The organism is Pseudomonas sp. NBRC 111133 (genome assembly GCF_001320605.1).
Classification (GTDB): Bacteria; Pseudomonadota; Gammaproteobacteria; order Pseudomonadales; family Pseudomonadaceae; genus Aquipseudomonas; species Aquipseudomonas monteilii.
Genome location: NZ_BCBJ01000036.1, coordinates 1 through 16,495, shown reverse-complemented (window position 1 = coordinate 16,495; position 16,495 = coordinate 1). Strand labels below are relative to the sequence as shown.

Genomic DNA, 16,495 nt, shown 5'->3' with positions numbered 1-16,495 from the left:
ACATTGTCGGCCAAAACGAATTGCCCGCCAGAAGGGGCGGGCAAGAAAATTCAGGCTCCCCGATAAGACCGCTATCGGTGTAGCCCTTGAACCCGAAAGTTCAAGGTGGAGATTGCAGGGGGCGTTAAGGCTTTCCGTCGGGCGGACATGCACACCGGCCCCAGCGTGCAACCCCCGTGGTTGTGCGTATCGGCTCAGGGACATAACCGACTGGCGCATCCCCCAGGGAGTGGCGCCAGTATACCAATGTCAGCCGATTTTGGTACCCGTGTCGTCGGACAGCGCCTGATCGACCCGCTCCAGCAGGTCGCGTACCTGTTCGCGGGTGGTGCCGCCGGCCGGCGCTTCATTGCGGTCTTCCTGGCGGTGCAGCATCTCGTGGGTAATGTTCAAGGCCGCCATCACCGCGATACGGTCGGCGCCAATCACCTTGCCGCTGCTGCGGATCTCGCGCATTTTACCGTCCAGGTAGCGGGCGGCGCTGACCAGGTTGTTGCGCTCTTCCGGCGGGCAGATGATCGAGTATTCCTTGTCGAGGATCTGCACGGTGACGCTATTGCTTGAACTCATGAGTCTTGCTCCAGAGCCTTGAGGCGTAAAATCATCGACTCGACTTTGCGCTTGGCGATCTCGTTCTTTTCGATGAGGTGGGCGCGCTCTTCGCGCCAGGATTTTTCCTGCGCTACTAGGAGTGCATTTTGCCGTTTTAGTTGCTCGACGCGTTCGATCAGCAACTCGAATCGGCTCATCAGTGCCTGCAGGTCGTTCTCTTGCGTGGGTTGCACTCGATTCGCTCCGTCGTTGAGTCACCTGGCGATGATGCCTCTCCCTGGGCGGCGACGGCCAGTGCCGATGGTCTTGGCGCGCCTGCCGGTGCTAGGATACAAGGTCTCCATTCTAGTCATTGCGCCGTCTGGCGCCTAGCTGCCCATGCCCAATACCCAATCGCCCTACATCGCCTTCGCCATGCTGCTTTCGAGCAATGGCCACCCTGTTACCCCGGCCGAGCTGCACGGCCTGCTGATCGGCCGCAGCTGCGCCGGTGCCGGCTTTGACGCCGACAGCTGGCTGGCCGATGCCGCCCAGCTGCTGGAAACCGAGCCCGGTGATACCGTGCGCAACGCTCTGGTCGGCCTGCAGGAAATGGTCAAGGGCGAGCTCACCAGCGACGACATGGCCATCGTCCTGCTGTTGCCTTCCGACGACGCCGCACTGAGCGACCGCGCCACCGCGCTGGGCCAGTGGTGCCAGGGCTTCATTACCGGTTTTGGCCTGAATGCCGGTGGCAAGGACCTGTCCGACGAGGCCAAGGAAGTGCTGCAGGACCTGGTGGCCATTTCCCAGGTGCAGGAAGCGCTCGAAGAGTCCGAAGACGGCGAGAGCGACTACATGGAAGTCATGGAATACCTGCGCGTGGCACCGCTGTTGCTGTTCTCCGAGCTGGCCAAGCCGGCCGCACCCGCGCCCAAGCCATCGCTGCACTGATCAACCGGGGGTAGTCTGCCCATGAGCCACATTCCCAAGGCCGAGTATGCCCGTCGGCGCAAGGCGCTGATGGCGCAGATGGTCCCCAACAGTATCGCCATCCTGCCCGCCGCCGCCGTTGCCATCCGCAACCGCGACGTCGAGCACGTGTACCGCCAGGACAGCGATTTCCAGTACCTCAGCGGCTTCCCGGAGCCGGAGGCAGTGATTGCGTTGATCCCCGGGCGTGAGCACGGCGAGTACGTGCTGTTTTGCCGTGAACGCAACCCCGAGCGCGAGTTGTGGGACGGCCTGCGGGCCGGCCAGGAAGGCGCCGTGCGCGATTTTGGCGCCGACGATGCTTTCCCCATCACCGACATCGACGAGATTCTGCCGGGCCTGATCGAAGGCCGCGAGCGGGTGTACAGCGCCATGGGCAGCAATGCCGAGTTCGACCGCCGGCTGATGGACTGGATCAACGTGATCCGCTCCAAGGCCCGCCTGGGCGCGCAGCCGCCGAACGAGTTCGTTGCGCTGGATCATCTGCTGCACGACATGCGCCTGTATAAATCGGCGGCGGAAGTAAAGGTGATGCGCGCAGCGGCAGACATTTCGGCACGGGCTCATGTGCGGGCCATGCAGGCCTGCCGGGCCGGGCTGCACGAATACAGCCTGGAAGCCGAGCTGGACTACGAATTCCGCAAAGGCGGGGCGAAGATGCCGGCCTACGGCTCGATCGTCGCGGCCGGGCGCAACGGCTGCATCCTGCACTATCAGCAGAACGACGCCCCGCTCAAGGATGGCGACCTGGTGCTGATTGACGCCGGCTGCGAAATCGACTGCTACGCCAGTGACATCACGCGCACCTTCCCGGTTAGCGGGCGTTTTTCGCCCGAGCAGAAGGCCATCTACGAGCTGGTGCTCAAGGCACAGGCGGCGGCCTTTGCCGAAATTGCCCCCGGCAAGCACTGGAACCACGCGCATGAGGCGACCGTGCGGGTGATTACCGAGGGCCTGGTGGCGCTGGGCCTGCTCACCGGTGAGGTGCAGGCGCTGATCGACAGTGAGGCCTACCGCGCCTTCTACATGCACCGTGCCGGGCATTGGCTGGGCATGGATGTGCATGATGTGGGCGAGTACAAAGTGGGCGGCGAGTGGCGGGTGCTGGAGCCCGGCATGGCGCTGACCGTCGAGCCAGGCATCTACATTGGCGCCGACAATCAGGCCGTGGCCAAAAAATGGCGCGGCATTGGTGTAAGGATCGAGGACGACGTGGTGGTGACCAGGCAAGGTTGTGAAATCCTGACTTCGGGCGTGCCGCGCACGGTTGCCGAGATCGAGGCGCTGATGCAGGCCGCCCGCAAGGACGCGGCATGAACCGGGTAAACCTGGCGATCATCGGTGGTGGGCTGGTCGGCGCAAGCCTGGCCCTGGCCCTGCAAGCCGGGGCCAAAGCGCGTGGCTGGAAGATCCTGCTGATCGAACCGTTCGCCCCCGGCGACAGCTTTCAGCCCAGCTACGATGCGCGCTCTTCGGCGTTGTCGTTCGGCACCCAGCAGATCTACCAGCAGCTGGGCCTGTGGCAGGCCATCGGTCAGCGTGCAGAGCCGATCCGTCAGATTCACGTGTCCGACCGTGGCCGCTTTGGCGCCACTCGCCTGGATGCCCTGGAAGAGGGCGTACCAGCATTGGGCTACGTGGTGGAAAACGCCTGGCTGGGCCAATGCCTGTGGCAGGGGCTGGACAGTGAGGTGGTGAGCTGGCGCTGCCCGGCGGAAGTCACCTCCATGCAGGCGATCGAGGGCGGTTACCGCCTGTGCTTGAACGACGATACCCAGCTGGAGTGCGACCTGGCGGTACTGGCCGACGGCGGCCGTTCCGGCCTGCGCGAGCAGCTGGGTATTCACGTACGCCACACGCCTTACCAGCAGAGCGCCCTGATCGCCAACATCACCCCGGGTGAAGCCCACGGCGGCCAGGCGTTCGAGCGTTTCACAGAAGAAGGCCCCATGGCCCTGCTGCCGCTGCCGGAAAACCGCTGCGCGCTGGTGTGGACACGCCAAGGCATGGACGCACGGCGCCTGGCCGACATCGACGAGCGTAGCTTCCTGCGTGAGCTGCAGGGCGTGTTTGGCTATCGCCTGGGCGCGTTGCGCCAGGTTGGCGCACGGCACCTGTACCCGCTGTCGCTGATCGAAGCCCAAGAGCAGGTGCGGCCGCACCTGGTGGTGCTGGGCAACGCCGCGCACAGCCTGCACCCCATTGCCGGCCAGGGTTTCAACCTGTCGCTGCGCGATGTGCAGTCGCTGGCCGACGCGCTGCTGGCCGGGCCGCAGCAGCCTGGCGACCTGACCACGCTGCAGGCCTATCACCAGCGTCAGCGCCTGGACCAGGCCATGACCATCGGCTTTTCCGACCAGGTCACGCGCCTGTTCGGCAGCAACCAGCCGTTGCTCGCCGCCGGGCGTAACCTCGGCCTGCTCGGGCTCGACCTGCTGCCGCCGGCCAAAAGCTGGTTCGCCCGCCAGGCCATGGGCCTGGGTACCCGCCCCGATCCGCGGGGCCAGGCATGAGCAACCCTCGTAAACTGGCGCGCCGGGCGCGCATGCTGCGCTGGCTGCTGAACCTCTATCCACCTTACCTGGGCGCCGGGATCCGCGTGCAGCACATCAGCCCGGACATGCGCAGCGTCAAGGTAGCGATGAAGCTGACCCGCTGGAACCGCAATTATGTCGGTACGCAGTTCGGCGGCAGCCTGTATTCGATGGTCGACCCGTTTTACATGTTGCTGCTGATCGAGCAGTTGGGCCGCGATTACATCGTCTGGGACAAGGCCGCCAGCATCGATTTCATCTCGCCGGGCAAAGGCCCGGTGTATGCCGAATTCCACGTCGATGACGCGCTGCTGGACGACATTCGCCAGCAGACCGCCACCGGCAAGAAGTGCCTGCCGCGTTTGCAGGTCGATATCCGCGATGGTGCCGGCGAACTGGTCGCGCGGGTCGATAAAACCCTATACGTGCGGCTCAAGCCGCAAGCGAGGCTGGCGTAAGGCATGGAAATGCGCGCAGATCTGTTGATTGTCGGTGCCGGTATGGTCGGCAGCGCCCTGGCCCTGGCATTGCGCCACAGTGGCCTGCAAATTCTCTTGCTCGATGGCGGGCCGCTCACGGTCAAGCCATTCGATGCCCAAGCCCCGTTCGAGCCGCGTGTCAGTGCGCTTTCGGCGGCCAGCCAGCGCATTCTCGAACGCCTTGGCGCCTGGGACGGCATTGCCCAACGGCGTGCCACACCGTATTCCGACATGCATGTGTGGGACGGCAGTGGCACTGGGCAGATTCATTTCTCGGCCGCCAGTGTGCATGCACAGGTGCTCGGCCATATCGTCGAGAATCGGGTGGTGCAGGACGGCCTGCTGGAGCGCCTGCACGACAGTGACGTAGGCCTGTTGCCCAACGCCCGGCTGGAGCAGCTGCGTCGTTCCGGCGATGAGTGGCTGTTGACCCTGGCCGACGGCCGCCAGCTGCGTGCGCCGCTGGTGATCGCGGCCGACGGCGCCAATTCGGCCGTGCGACGCCTGGCCGGCTGCGAAACCCGCGAGTGGGATTACCTCCACCACGCCATCGTGACCAGCGTGCGTTGCAGCGCCGGGCACCAGGCCACGGCCTGGCAGCGCTTTACCGATGAGGGGCCACTGGCATTCCTGCCGTTGACCCGCGATGGCCAGCAGGACTGGTGCTCGATTGTGTGGTCGACCACGCCGGAGCATGCCGAGCAGCTGATGGCGCTGGATGAAGCGGCCTTCTTGCGGGCCCTTGAGCGGGCGTTCGAGGGGCGGCTGGGTGACGTGTTGCAGGCCGACCCACGGGTGTGCGTGCCGCTGCGTCAGCGCCATGCCAAGCGCTATGTGGATGAGGGCTTGGCGTTGATCGGCGATGCCGCGCACACCATTCACCCGCTGGCCGGGCAGGGTGTGAACCTGGGCTTCCTGGATGCTGCGGTGCTGGCCGAGGTGCTGGTCAATGCCTGCGCGCGTGGTGAGCGGCTGGCAGATGTGAAGGTGTTGAGCCGTTACGAGCGGCGGCGCATGCCGCACAACCTGGCGTTGATGGCGGCCATGGAAGGTTTTGAGCGGTTGTTCCAGGCTGATCCGCTGCCGTTGCGCTGGTTGCGTAACAGTGGGTTGAAACTGGTGGAGAAGATGCCGGAGGCCAAGGCGGTGTTTGTGCGCCAGGCGCTGGGTTTGAGTGGGGACCTGCCGGATTTGGCCAAGGCTTGAGATTGCTGGGGCCGCAAAGCGGCCCCCTCTGCAACATCCGGTAACGGCTAGGTAGATGAGCCAGAAAATGGGATTCACTACCATTTGCACCTCTCATACGATCCGAGGAGTGCTTCACATGTTGCCACGCAAGCCCCTACTGGCCGCTCTGGCCCTGACCCTGTTCGGCGGCACCGCCCAAGCGGCGGACGAAGTGGTGGTGTACTCCTCGCGCATCGACGAGCTGATCAAGCCGGTGTTCGATGCCTATACCGCCAAGACCGGGGTCAAGATCAAGTTCATCACCGACAAGGAAGCCCCGCTGATGCAGCGCATCAAGGCCGAGGGCGACAACGGCGTGGCCGACCTGTTGCTGACCGTCGACGCCGGCAACCTGTGGCAGGCCGAGCAGATGGGCATCCTGCAGCCGATCAAGTCCGACATCATCGACCAGAACATCCCGTCGCAGTACCGCGCCTCGTCCCATGACTGGACCGGCCTGAGCCTGCGCGCGCGCACCATCATCTACTCCACCGAGCGGGTCAAACCCGAAGAACTGAGCACCTACGAAGCCCTGGCCGACAAACAGTGGGAAGGCCGCCTGTGCCTGCGCACGGCGAAGAAGGTGTACAACCAGTCGCTCACCGCCACCCTGATCGAAACCCATGGCGAGGCCAAGACCGAGCAAATCGTCAAAGGCTGGGTCAACAACCTGTCCACCGACGTGTTCTCCGATGACAACGCGGTGATCCAGGCCATCGAAGCCGGCCAGTGCGACGTGGGCGTGGTCAACACTTACTACTACGGCCGCCTGCACAAGCAGAACCCGAAGCTGCCGGTGAAGATCTTCTGGCCCAACCAGGGAGACCGTGGCGTGCATGTGAACCTGTCGGGTATCGGCCTGACCAAGCACGCGCCGCACCCGGAAGCCGCGAAAAAGCTGGTGGAATGGATGACCGGTGAAGAAGCGCAGAAACTGTTTGCCGACATCAACCAGGAATTCCCGGCCAACCCGAAGGTGAAGCCATCGGAGGAAGTGGCCGCCTGGGGCAGCTTCAAGGCCGATACCATTCCGGTGGAAATTGCCGGCAAGCGCCAGGCTGAAGCCATTCGTCTGATGGATCGGGCTGGTTACAACTAAGCGCCAGGCTTTATCCTTTCGGGGCCCGCAAGGGCCCTTTCGCGGGCAAGCCCGCTCCCACAGGAACTGCACAGAGTCCAAACCTTGTGCGGTCCCTGTGGGAGCGGGCTTGCCCGCGAACGACCGCAAAGCGGTCGCAAACCAGCCACAGAGACATTGAACTTGCCCCACACCCCCCAACGCCGCTGGTACCTCCCGGTCTCCCTGATCGCCGCCCTGGTGCTGTTGCCCCTGAGCGTCCTGCTATTGTCCTGGCAGTCGATCGATACGCAGATCTGGTCGCACCTGCTCGACACCCAGATGACCCGCCTGCTCAGCAACACGCTGACGCTGGTGATGGGCGTCGGCATCGGCGTCACCGTGCTGGGCGTCAGCCTCGCCTGGCTCACCAGCCTCTGCGAGTTCCCCGGCCGACGCTGGCTGGACTGGGCACTGATGCTGCCATTCGCCATCCCTGCCTATGTGCTGGCGTTCGTCTTCGTCGGCCTGCTGGATTTCGCCGGCCCGGTGCAAAGCGCCTTGCGCGAGGTATTCGGGCTCATGCGTTTGCCACGGGTGCGCTCCACTGGCGGGGTGATCATCGTCCTGGTGCTGGTGTTCTACCCCTATGTCTACCTGCTGGCGCGGACAGCCTTCCTGGCCCAGGGCAAGGGCCTGATGGAAGCGGCACGGGTATTGGGGCTGTCACCGGTACAAGCGTTCTGGCGCGTGGCCCTGCCCATGGCACGGCCAGCCATCGGCGCCGGCATCGCCCTGGCCCTGATGGAAACGTTGGCCGACTTCGGCGCGGTGGCGGTGTTCAACTTCGACACCTTCACCACCGCTATCTACAAGACCTGGTACGGCTTCTTCAGCCTGTCCAGTGCTGCCCAGTTGGCCAGCCTGCTGTTGCTGGCCGTTATGTTGGTGCTGTACGGCGAGCGGCGTGCCCGGGGGGCCAGCCGCAGCGGCAACGAACGGCCACGGGGGCAGGCGTTGTACCACCTGCGCGGGGTCAAGGCACTCTTGGCCAGTGGCTGGTGCCTGCTGGTGTTCGCCTGCGCCTTCGTCATCCCGCTGCTGCAGCTGCTGGCGTGGTTCTGGCAACGTGGCCGACACGACCTGGACGAGCGTTATGTCGGCCTGGTGCTGCACACCCTGTACCTGGGTGGCATGGCGGCGCTGGTCACCGTGTGTGTGGCGCTGCTGCTGGCCTTTGCCCGCCGCCAGGCACCGACCGGTGGTATTCGCGCCGGGGTCGGCCTGGCCAACCTGGGCTATGCCTTGCCAGGCTCGGTGCTGGCCGTGTCGATCATGCTGGCCTTCAGCTACCTCGATAACCACTTGGTGATCCCGCTGTCCAGCTGGCTGGGCGGGGCCGGCAAGCCGCTGCTGCTGGGCAGCCTCTCGGCGTTGCTGCTGGCCTATCTGGTGCGTTTCATCGCGGTGGCCTACGGGCCGCTGGAGAGCAGCCTGGAGCGCATACGCCCGTCGCTGCCCGAGGCGTCCCGCAGCCTGGGCGTCGGTGGCGCGAGATTGTTTTTCAAGGTGTATCTACCGTTGTTGGTACCGGGCGCGCTCAGTGCCGCGCTGTTGGTGTTCGTCGATGTGCTCAAGGAAATGCCGGCCACCTTGCTGATGCGACCGTTCGGCTGGGACACCCTTGCCGTCCGGGTGTTCGAGATGACCAGCGAGGGCGAGTGGGCACGTGCCTCGCTGCCAGCATTGACGCTGGTGCTGGTGGGGCTGCTGCCGGTCATCGGCCTGATCCGCCGTTCGGCGCGTCGACCCGGTCACAGTCACTGAGGGTGCCAGCTTGCGGCCTTGCGGCTACAATGCGCGGCATTCGCGCGGCGGGTCTTTACAACAAGAGCTGACGACCAACGTCATCGACCGCCGCCGCTTCGCCACGCCCGGAAGGAGAAACCCATGGGACAGCGCACGCTTTTGTATGACCTGCACCTGGCGCTAGGCGCCAAAACGGTCGATTTCGGTGGCTGGGACATGCCCCTGCACTATGGCTCGCAGGTCGAGGAGCACCACCAGGTGCGCAGTGACTGCGGCGTTTTCGATGTTTCCCACATGACCGTGATCGACGTCGATGGCACCGATGCCTGCGTTTGGCTGCAGCGTTTGCTGGCCAACGACGTGGCCCGCCTCGACGACGTCGGCAAGGCACTGTACAGCCCGCTGCTCCACGAGCAGGGTGGGGTAATCGACGACTTACTCGTCTACCGCATGGAAAACGGCTACCGCCTGGTCACCAATGCCGCCACCCGAGCCAAAGTGCTCGACTGGTTAGAGCAGCAGCGGGCCGGTTTCGCCGTGAACTTCCAGCCCCGTCCCGACCTTGCCATCCTCGCCATCCAAGGGCCGCATGCCCGCGAAAAGGTCGCCGCTTTGCTCAGCCCTGCACGCGCGGCCCTGATTCGTGAACTGCGCCCGTTTGAAGGCGTTGCCGAAGGCGACTGGTTCATTGCCCGCACCGGCTATACCGGTGAAGACGGCCTGGAGATCATCTTCCCGGGTGAGCAGGCCGTGGCTTTCTTCAACGACCTGGTCGGCGCCGGCATCGCGCCCAGCGGCCTCGGCGCCCGCGATACCCTGCGGCTGGAAGCCGGCATGAACCTGTACGGCCAGGATATCGATGAAACCCACACCCCGCTGACCTCCAACCTGGGCTGGAGCATCGCCTGGGAGCCGGCCGAGCGTGACTTCATCGGCCGCAGCGGCCTGCTGGCGGAAATCGAGCACGGCGTGAAGGAAAAACTGGTCGGCCTGGTGCTGGAAGAGCGCGGCGTTTTGCGTGCTCATCAGGTGGTGCGTGTATCAGGCATTGGCGAAGGGGAGATCACCAGTGGTAGTTTCTCGCCTACGCTGAGCAAGTCCATTGCCTTGGCGCGCGTACCCATGGCCACCGGTGACCGGGCCGAGGTGGAAATTCGCGGCAAGTGGTACCCGGTGCGGGTCGTCAAACCGACCTTCGTGCGCCACGGCAAGATCCTGATCTGAACCATTTTTAACCGGCGGGCGTACCGCTGAGCCAATCGAGGAATTCAAGACATGAGCAATATCCCCGCCGACCTGCGTTTTGCCGAAAGCCACGAGTGGGCTCGCCTGGAAGCCGATGGCACTGTGACCGTGGGCATCAGCGACCACGCCCAGCAAGCCCTGGGTGACGTGGTGTTCGTCGAGCTGGCCGAAGTTGGCAAGGTGTTCGCTGCAGGCGAGGCTGCTGGTGTGGTCGAGTCGGTGAAGGCCGCTTCGGACATTTACGCACCGATCGGTGGCGAAGTGATTGCGGTCAACGAAGAACTGGCCGACAGCCCGGAGCTGCTCAACGAAGAACCATACGAGTCGTGGATCTTCAAGCTGAAGCCAAGCAACCCGGCCGAGCTGGACAAGCTGCTGGATGCTGCCGGTTACGCCGCTGCTATCGGCGAGTAAGACCGCCTCGCCTGCTTCGCGGGCATGCCCGCGAAGAGGCCGGAACAGGCAAAGCAAGATTCCCCGCAGAATCGGCAATCCTTCCTAGACTTATAAGTCTCCATGAGACCCGGTCTAGGAAGAGAGCGTCGTCATGTCACAGTCGCCATCCCTGCATCAACTGCAAGAGCTCAACCCTTTCCTGCGTCGCCACCTGGGCCCCGATGCCGCAGAGCAGCAGGCCATGCTCAACGCGCTGGGTATTGCCACCCGCAGTGAGCTGATCGAGCAGACCGTCCCCCCCGACATCCGCCTCAACCGCCCCCTCGACCTGCCGCCAGCGTTGGACGAACAGGCCGCCCTGGCCAAACTCGCCGCCTACGCCGAACAGAACCAGGTGTGGACCAGCCTGATCGGCATGGGCTACCACGGTACCATCACCCCCACGGTCATCCTGCGCAACGTGCTGGAAAACCCCGGCTGGTACACCGCCTACACACCGTATCAACCCGAAATCGCCCAAGGCCGCCTGGAGGCGCTGCTGAACTTCCAGCAAATGGTCATCGATCTGACCGGTCTGGCGCTGGCCAATGCCTCGCTGCTCGACGAAGCCACCGCTGCCGCCGAAGCCATGGCCCTGGCCAAGCGGGTGGCGCGTAACAAGAGCAACGCCTTCTTTGCCGACGAGCACTGCCACCCGCAAACCCTGTCGGTGCTGAAGACCCGCGCCGAAGGCTTTGGCTTCGAGCTGATCGTCGATGCTGTGGATAACCTTGGCAAACACGCGGTGTTCGGCGCTTTGTTGCAGTACCCCGACACCCACGGCGAGGTGCGCGACCTGCGCCCGCTGATCGACCTGTTGCACGGCCAGCAAGCGCTGGCCTGCGTGGCCGCCGACCTGCTCAGCCTGGTCGTGCTGGCACCGCCCGGCGAGCTGGGGGCCGATGTGGTACTGGGCTCGACCCAGCGCTTTGGCGTGCCGATGGGCTACGGCGGCCCTCACGCGGCTTACTTCGCCTGCCGCGACGATTACAAGCGGGCCATGCCGGGGCGCATCATTGGCGTGTCGCGCGATGCCCGTGGCAACACCGCGCTGCGCATGGCCCTGCAAACCCGCGAGCAGCATATCCGCCGCGAGAAGGCCAATTCCAACATTTGCACGGCCCAGGTGCTGCTGGCCAACATTGCCGGCTTCTATGCGGTGTACCACGGCCCGGAAGGCCTGCAACGCATCGCCCAGCGTGTGCATCGACTGACCTTTATCCTAGCGGCAGGGCTTGAGGCCAAAGGCATCAAGCGCCTCAATCAGCATTTCTTCGACACCCTAACCCTGGAGGTTGGTGGGGCCCAGGCGGCCATCATCGAAAGCGCCGAAGCGGCGCAGATCAACTTGCGTATTCTCGGACGCGGGCACCTGGGCGTGAGCCTGGACGAAACCTGTAACGAACAGACGGTGCTGCGCCTGCTCGACATCTTTCTGGGGGTGGATCACGGCCTGGAAATCGCCGCCCTTGACCAGTTGACCCTGCCCGAGGGCATCCCCGCCAATCTGGTACGGCGCACACCGTTCCTCGCTCATCCGGTGTTCAACCAGCACCACAGCGAAACCGAGATGCTGCGCTACCTCAAACAGCTGGAGAACAAGGACCTGGCGCTGAACCAGTCGATGATCCCGCTGGGTTCCTGCACCATGAAGCTCAACGCTACCAGCGAGATGATCCCCATCACCTGGCCCGGTTTTGCCCAACTGCACCCGTTTGCCCCGGCAGGCCAGGCCACGGGCTACAAGGCGATGATCGACGAGCTGGAAAGCTGGTTGTGCGCGATTACCGGTTTCGATGCCATCTGCATGCAGCCCAACTCCGGTGCCCAGGGTGAATACGCCGGCCTGATGGCCATTACCCGCTATCACCGCAGCCGCCATCAGCCACAGCGCACACTGTGCCTTATTCCCTCGTCAGCCCACGGCACCAACCCGGCTTCGGCGCAGATGGCCGGCATGGAGGTGGTGATCGTCGATTGCGACGACCATGGCAACGTCGACCTGGCCGACCTCAAAGCCAAGGCCCACGCAGCTGGCGAGCGCTTGTCGTGCCTGATGATCACTTACCCCTCGACCCACGGCGTGTACGAAGAAGGCATTCGGGAAATCTGCGAGGTGGTGCATCAGCACGGTGGCCAGGTGTACATGGACGGCGCCAACCTCAATGCCCAGGTGGGCCTGGCGCGCCCGGCGGATATCGGGGCTGATGTTTCGCACATGAACCTGCACAAAACCTTCTGCATCCCCCACGGCGGTGGTGGCCCGGGCATGGGGCCGATCGGCATTCGCTCACACCTCAAGCCGTTTGTCGCCAGCCACCCGGTGGTGCCGGTGCCTGGCCTGGACCCGAACAACAGCGCGGTCAGCGCCGCCCCTTGGGGCAGCGCGAGCATCCTGCCGATCAGCTGGATGTACATCGCCATGATGGGGCCGCAGTTGGCTGATGCGAGCGAGGTGGCCATTCTCTCAGCCAATTACCTGGCCTGCCAGCTGGGCAGTGCCTTCCCGGTACTTTATCGCGGGCGCAACCAGCGCGTGGCGCACGAGTGCATTCTCGACCTGCGGCCGCTGAAAGCGCAGACCGGCATCAGTGAAGAGGATGTGGCCAAGCGCCTGATGGACTATGGCTTCCATGCCCCGACCATGTCATTCCCGGTGCCGGGCACGCTGATGGTGGAGCCGACCGAGAGTGAATCGAAGGCCGAGCTGGACCGGTTTGTCGAGGCGATGCTGGCGATTCGTGCAGAGATTGCCGAGGTGCAGGAGGGCAACTGGCCGGCGGAGGATAATCCGCTCAAGCATGCGCCGCATACGCTGGAAGATGTGTTGGGGGTGTGGGATCGGTCGTATAGCTTGGCGCAGGCGGTGGCGCCCAGTGCACATGTGCGCCAGCACAAGTATTGGCCGGCGGTGAACCGGGTCGACAACGTGTATGGGGACAGGAATTTGTTCTGTTCTTGTGTGCCGGTGGAAGCTTACCGCTGAGATTGGTGGTGGATTCTTCGCGGGCAAGCCCGCTCCCACAGGATATCTACTGCTGCAGACCCAGTAGATATCCTGTGGGAGCGGGCTTGCCCGCGAAGCAGGCGACGCGGTTATTCGGCTACCGCGTTCTTGGCCAGAATGGCATTGGCCAGCTCCATGTCAGAAGCCTGCATCTCCGGATTTTCCGCCCGCACCTGCTTCAACGCTGCCTCCAGGAACGGCCCACGAATGGCGCCTTCGCTGGCCACGAAGCTGCCGGCATCATCCTGTGCGGCTACTACCAGCTTGTGATCGTGCGAGGTCAGGTAGCTCGATGCCGTGGTTGCACCGGAAGTCATCACGTTACGCCAAAAGGTATCGGCCATGGCCGAGCCAATAGGCAGAGAAAGCAAGGCAGCGGCGGCGATGGCGGTTTTGAGACGCATGTTGAAACACCTCGAAGGGTGAGGGTTGAAGATGCGCCCTTGGATCTTTTCCGGTGAGGCAAGTTCCTTGAATACAAAGGACTTTTCGTCAGTTGCAGACGCGCAGCACTTCCTCTGTGCGGGTCTGCCCGCAAGCCACTTTGGCCTCCCCGCAACGGCGCAGGTCAATCAGTCCATCGACCAGCGCCTGGCGCCGTAGATGCGTCAGGTCGGCGTTCGGGCCAATCAGGGCGCGCAGGTTTTCGCTGGGTTGCAGCAGTTCGAACAACCCTGTGCGCCCGTGGAAGCCAGTGCCACGGCAGGTTCGGCAGGTTGCTGATGCATGGGCCTGGCAGTCTGAGCACACCGTACGCACCAGGCGCTGAGCCATGACCCCGACCAGGGTCGCCTTGATCAGGTAATCGGCTACACCCAGCTCTTGCAGGCGGGTGATTGCAGAACAGGCATCGTTGGTATGCAGGGTCGACAACACCAGGTGCCCGGTCAATGCCGCCTGCACTGCCACCAAGGCAGTTTCGCGGTCACGGATTTCGCCGATCATGATGATGTCCGGGTCCTGGCGCAGCATGGCCCGCACCCCGTTGGCAAAACCCAGGTCCAGCGCGGGCTGCACCTGCAGCTGGTTGAAGGCGGGTTCCAGGCGTTCGATCGGGTCTTCGATGGTGCACAGGTTGACCTGTGGCGTGGCCAGCAGCTTGAGGCTGGCGTACAGCGTGCTGGTCTTGCCGGAGCCGGTCGGGCCGGTGACCAGGATGATGCCCTGGCGCTGGCGCAACAGGCTTTGCCACTGGGCCAGTTGCGGCCCTTCCAGGCCGAGGCGGTCGAAGCCCTCGTGCAGCTGATGCGGGTCGAACAGGCGCAGTACCAGTTTTTCGCCGAACGGGGTCGGCAGGGTAGACAGCCGCAGCTCCACCTCGCCGCCGCCCGGCAGCCGGCTTTGCAGGCGACCGTCCTGTGGCCGGCGCTTTTCTGCGACATCCATGCGGCTCAGGTGCTTCAGGCGGCTGACCAGCGCCATGGTGACATTGGTGGGAAAGGTATAAACGGTATGCAGCAGGCCATCGATGCGGTAGCGCAGTTGGCCCTGTTCGCGGCGTGGCTCCAGGTGGATATCGCTGGCGCGTTGCTCGATGGCGTACTGCAGCAGCCAGTCGACGATATGCACGATGTGCGCGTCGTCCGCGCTGGCCTCGGTTTGACGCTTGCCCAGCTCCAGCAGCTGTTCGAGCTCGCCCAGGCTGGCCGACTGCTGGTGTTGCGCGCCTTTCACCGACTGGGCCAGGCGCTGGAACGACTGCCCTGACTGGCGGATCTGCACCGGGCTGGCCAGCACGCGGCGGATCGGCCGGCCCAGGCTGCGGGCCAGGTCTGCCTGCCAGTCATCCTGGTACGGCTGGGCGCTGGCGACGGTGATGCCGGATGCGTCGGCGGCGACAATCAGGATGCCGTGGCGCTGGGCGAAGGCCGGGGAGATCAGGCCGGTGACCTGGGGCAGGTCGAGCTGCATCGGGTCGATGCGCAGGTAGGGCTGGTCGACCTTGTTCGCCAGCCATTGGCAGAGGCGGTCCAGGTCCAGAAGCTGGCCGGGGTGTTGGCGGTTTTCCAGGCTGCAGGCGGCTATCTGCTCAAGCGGGTGGCCGGCCGGGTGGGCGGCGGCGTATTCCAGGACTTGCAGGGTGTCGTTGGCGTGCAGGTGCTGGTCGGCGAGCAGGGCTTCGAGCACGCGCTTGAGGTCGAGTGCCGGGTTGTCGGGGGTGTGCATGTTGGCGTCCGTGCCTGATAAGGAAGTCCTGACCAAGGCTAGACGGATGGAGGAGGGGCACCGAAGCTGAAGGGTTTCGGGATTTTACTGTGGCTGTCAGACCACCGCCAGTTCCACCCGTTGCTGGTTGGTCAGGCTTACTTCACCCACACACACCAGGTTACGCAGTTTCTGCGCAATCACCTCGGCCCGGTGCCAGCTCAGTCCGCCAATGCCCACTTCGATATTCAGCCAGTCGTCCTGCTGGCTGACCTGCACGCTGTGCGGGGTCAGGAACTGCAGGGCAAACAGGTTGAGCACCCGGCACAGGCTGTCGGGCTCGGCTTCCGCTTGCAGGCGGTAGTGCACGGTGCTGTGGGCGTTGCTGGCGGCCCAGGCGTCGGTACGGGGCTGTGCGTTCATGCTGGTCTCCGCGAATGTGGGAGAAATTCTTGCACGTTCGGGGCGGTATTTTTTCGCTATGATTTGGCTGTTGTGCGGACTGTTCGAATAGATCTATTCGAAATTTGACTAGTTGGAGAATTATCAATGCATAGCGAGCTGGATGCCTACGACCGTCGCATTCTTGAGCTGCTACAGGAAGACGCTTCGCTGTCCAGCGCGCAGATCGCCGAGCGTGTGGGGCTGTCGCAATCGCCGTGCTGGCGGCGCATTCAGCGGTTGAAGGAGGAGGGGGTGATTCGTGGGCAGGTAACCTTGCTGGACCGCAAGAAGATCGGCCTTAACACGCAGATTTTCGCTGAGGTGAAGCTGAATGCCCATGGGCGCTCGAACTTTACCGAGTTCACCGAGGCGATCCGCGGGTTCCCGGAGGTACTGGAGTGTTATGTGCTGATGGGGTCGGTGGACTTTCTGCTGCGGATCGTCACATCGGACATCGAGGCCTATGAGCGCTTCTTCTTCGAAAAGCTGTCGAACGTGCCGGGTATCCAGGAAGTGAACTCGATTGTGGCGCTATCGGAGATCAAGTCCACCACTAGCCTGCCACTGTCGCGTTAGAGCATTCGCGGGC

The 16,495-nt window shown here is 63.9% G+C and carries 16 protein-coding genes and 1 other RNA gene; 11 read left to right on the top strand and 6 right to left on the bottom strand.

Annotated features, from left to right (window positions below):
* Positions 1 to 52: 52 nt before the first annotated feature.
* From ssrS to APH36_RS07705, 3 genes are all read right to left on the bottom strand, one after another.
* Positions 53 to 232: non-coding RNA, 6S RNA (gene ssrS, locus APH36_RS07715), on the bottom strand.
* Between the two features lie 17 nt (positions 233 to 249).
* On the bottom strand, positions 250 to 570 hold the full coding sequence (locus tag APH36_RS07710; protein WP_019098106.1) for a cell division protein ZapA: 321 nt from the start codon (positions 568 to 570) through the stop codon (positions 250 to 252).
* Complete coding sequence (locus APH36_RS07705; protein ID WP_029886233.1) at positions 567 to 749, bottom strand: TIGR02449 family protein; 183 nt, start codon at positions 747 to 749, stop codon at positions 567 to 569. The genes APH36_RS07710 and APH36_RS07705 overlap by 4 nt, the downstream gene beginning before the upstream one ends.
* A gap of 181 nt (positions 750 to 930) precedes the next feature.
* Here APH36_RS07705 and APH36_RS07700 point away from each other — a divergent pair, with 181 nt between their 5' ends.
* From APH36_RS07700 to gcvP, 10 genes are all read left to right on the top strand, one after another.
* Positions 931 to 1,485 carry a YecA family protein gene (locus tag APH36_RS07700; RefSeq protein ID WP_060498147.1) on the top strand — a complete coding sequence of 185 codons (555 nt, stop codon included), beginning with the start codon at positions 931 to 933 and terminating at the stop codon, positions 1,483 to 1,485.
* Between the two features lie 21 nt (positions 1,486 to 1,506).
* The gene (gene pepP / locus APH36_RS07695) at positions 1,507 to 2,841 is read left to right on the top strand and encodes a Xaa-Pro aminopeptidase (RefSeq protein WP_060498146.1); all 1,335 of its coding nucleotides are present in this window, start codon (positions 1,507 to 1,509) and stop codon (positions 2,839 to 2,841) included.
* Positions 2,838 to 4,037 carry a 2-octaprenyl-6-methoxyphenyl hydroxylase gene (gene ubiH / locus APH36_RS07690; protein ID WP_060498145.1) on the top strand — a complete coding sequence of 400 codons (1,200 nt, stop codon included), beginning with the start codon at positions 2,838 to 2,840 and terminating at the stop codon, positions 4,035 to 4,037. Before pepP ends, ubiH begins: the two co-directional genes overlap by 4 nt.
* Entirely contained in the window at positions 4,034 to 4,516 is a 483-nt protein-coding gene (locus tag APH36_RS07685; protein WP_060498144.1) for a DUF4442 domain-containing protein, read from the top strand. Before ubiH ends, APH36_RS07685 begins: the two co-directional genes overlap by 4 nt.
* Positions 4,517 to 4,525: 9 nt before the next feature.
* A complete protein-coding gene (locus tag APH36_RS07680; protein WP_177337090.1) occupies positions 4,526 to 5,743 on the top strand; it encodes a 2-octaprenyl-3-methyl-6-methoxy-1,4-benzoquinol hydroxylase in 1,218 nt (405 codons plus the stop codon).
* Positions 5,744 to 5,861: 118 nt separating this feature from the next.
* Positions 5,862 to 6,863 (top strand): extracellular solute-binding protein, encoded by a 1,002-nt coding sequence (locus APH36_RS07675; RefSeq protein WP_016712606.1) that lies wholly within the window; start codon positions 5,862 to 5,864, stop codon positions 6,861 to 6,863.
* Between the two features lie 162 nt (positions 6,864 to 7,025).
* The gene (locus APH36_RS07670; protein WP_060498142.1) at positions 7,026 to 8,648 is read left to right on the top strand and encodes an iron ABC transporter permease; all 1,623 of its coding nucleotides are present in this window, start codon (positions 7,026 to 7,028) and stop codon (positions 8,646 to 8,648) included.
* A 123-nt stretch (positions 8,649 to 8,771) separates the two neighbouring features.
* Positions 8,772 to 9,854 (top strand): glycine cleavage system aminomethyltransferase GcvT, encoded by a 1,083-nt coding sequence (gene gcvT, locus APH36_RS07665; RefSeq protein ID WP_060498141.1) that lies wholly within the window; start codon positions 8,772 to 8,774, stop codon positions 9,852 to 9,854.
* 51 nt (positions 9,855 to 9,905) lie between these two features.
* On the top strand, positions 9,906 to 10,289 hold the full coding sequence (gene gcvH / locus APH36_RS07660) for a glycine cleavage system protein GcvH (RefSeq protein ID WP_060498140.1): 384 nt from the start codon (positions 9,906 to 9,908) through the stop codon (positions 10,287 to 10,289).
* A 133-nt stretch (positions 10,290 to 10,422) separates the two neighbouring features.
* Entirely contained in the window at positions 10,423 to 13,296 is a 2,874-nt protein-coding gene (gene gcvP, locus APH36_RS07655; protein WP_060498139.1) for an aminomethyl-transferring glycine dehydrogenase, read from the top strand.
* Between the two features lie 110 nt (positions 13,297 to 13,406).
* Here gcvP and APH36_RS07650 read toward each other — a convergent pair whose 3' ends face one another.
* The 3 genes from APH36_RS07650 to APH36_RS07640 form a co-directional block, all read right to left on the bottom strand.
* The gene (locus APH36_RS07650; protein ID WP_060498138.1) at positions 13,407 to 13,721 is read right to left on the bottom strand and encodes a DUF2388 domain-containing protein; all 315 of its coding nucleotides are present in this window, start codon (positions 13,719 to 13,721) and stop codon (positions 13,407 to 13,409) included.
* Between the two features lie 88 nt (positions 13,722 to 13,809).
* The gene (locus APH36_RS07645; protein WP_060498137.1) at positions 13,810 to 15,483 is read right to left on the bottom strand and encodes a GspE/PulE family protein; all 1,674 of its coding nucleotides are present in this window, start codon (positions 15,481 to 15,483) and stop codon (positions 13,810 to 13,812) included.
* 96 nt (positions 15,484 to 15,579) lie between these two features.
* The gene (locus APH36_RS07640; protein ID WP_060498136.1) at positions 15,580 to 15,885 is read right to left on the bottom strand and encodes a hypothetical protein; all 306 of its coding nucleotides are present in this window, start codon (positions 15,883 to 15,885) and stop codon (positions 15,580 to 15,582) included.
* A 126-nt stretch (positions 15,886 to 16,011) separates the two neighbouring features.
* Here APH36_RS07640 and APH36_RS07635 point away from each other — a divergent pair, with 126 nt between their 5' ends.
* Positions 16,012 to 16,482 (top strand): Lrp/AsnC family transcriptional regulator, encoded by a 471-nt coding sequence (locus APH36_RS07635; RefSeq protein WP_027592247.1) that lies wholly within the window; start codon positions 16,012 to 16,014, stop codon positions 16,480 to 16,482.
* Positions 16,483 to 16,495 lie beyond the last annotated feature (13 nt).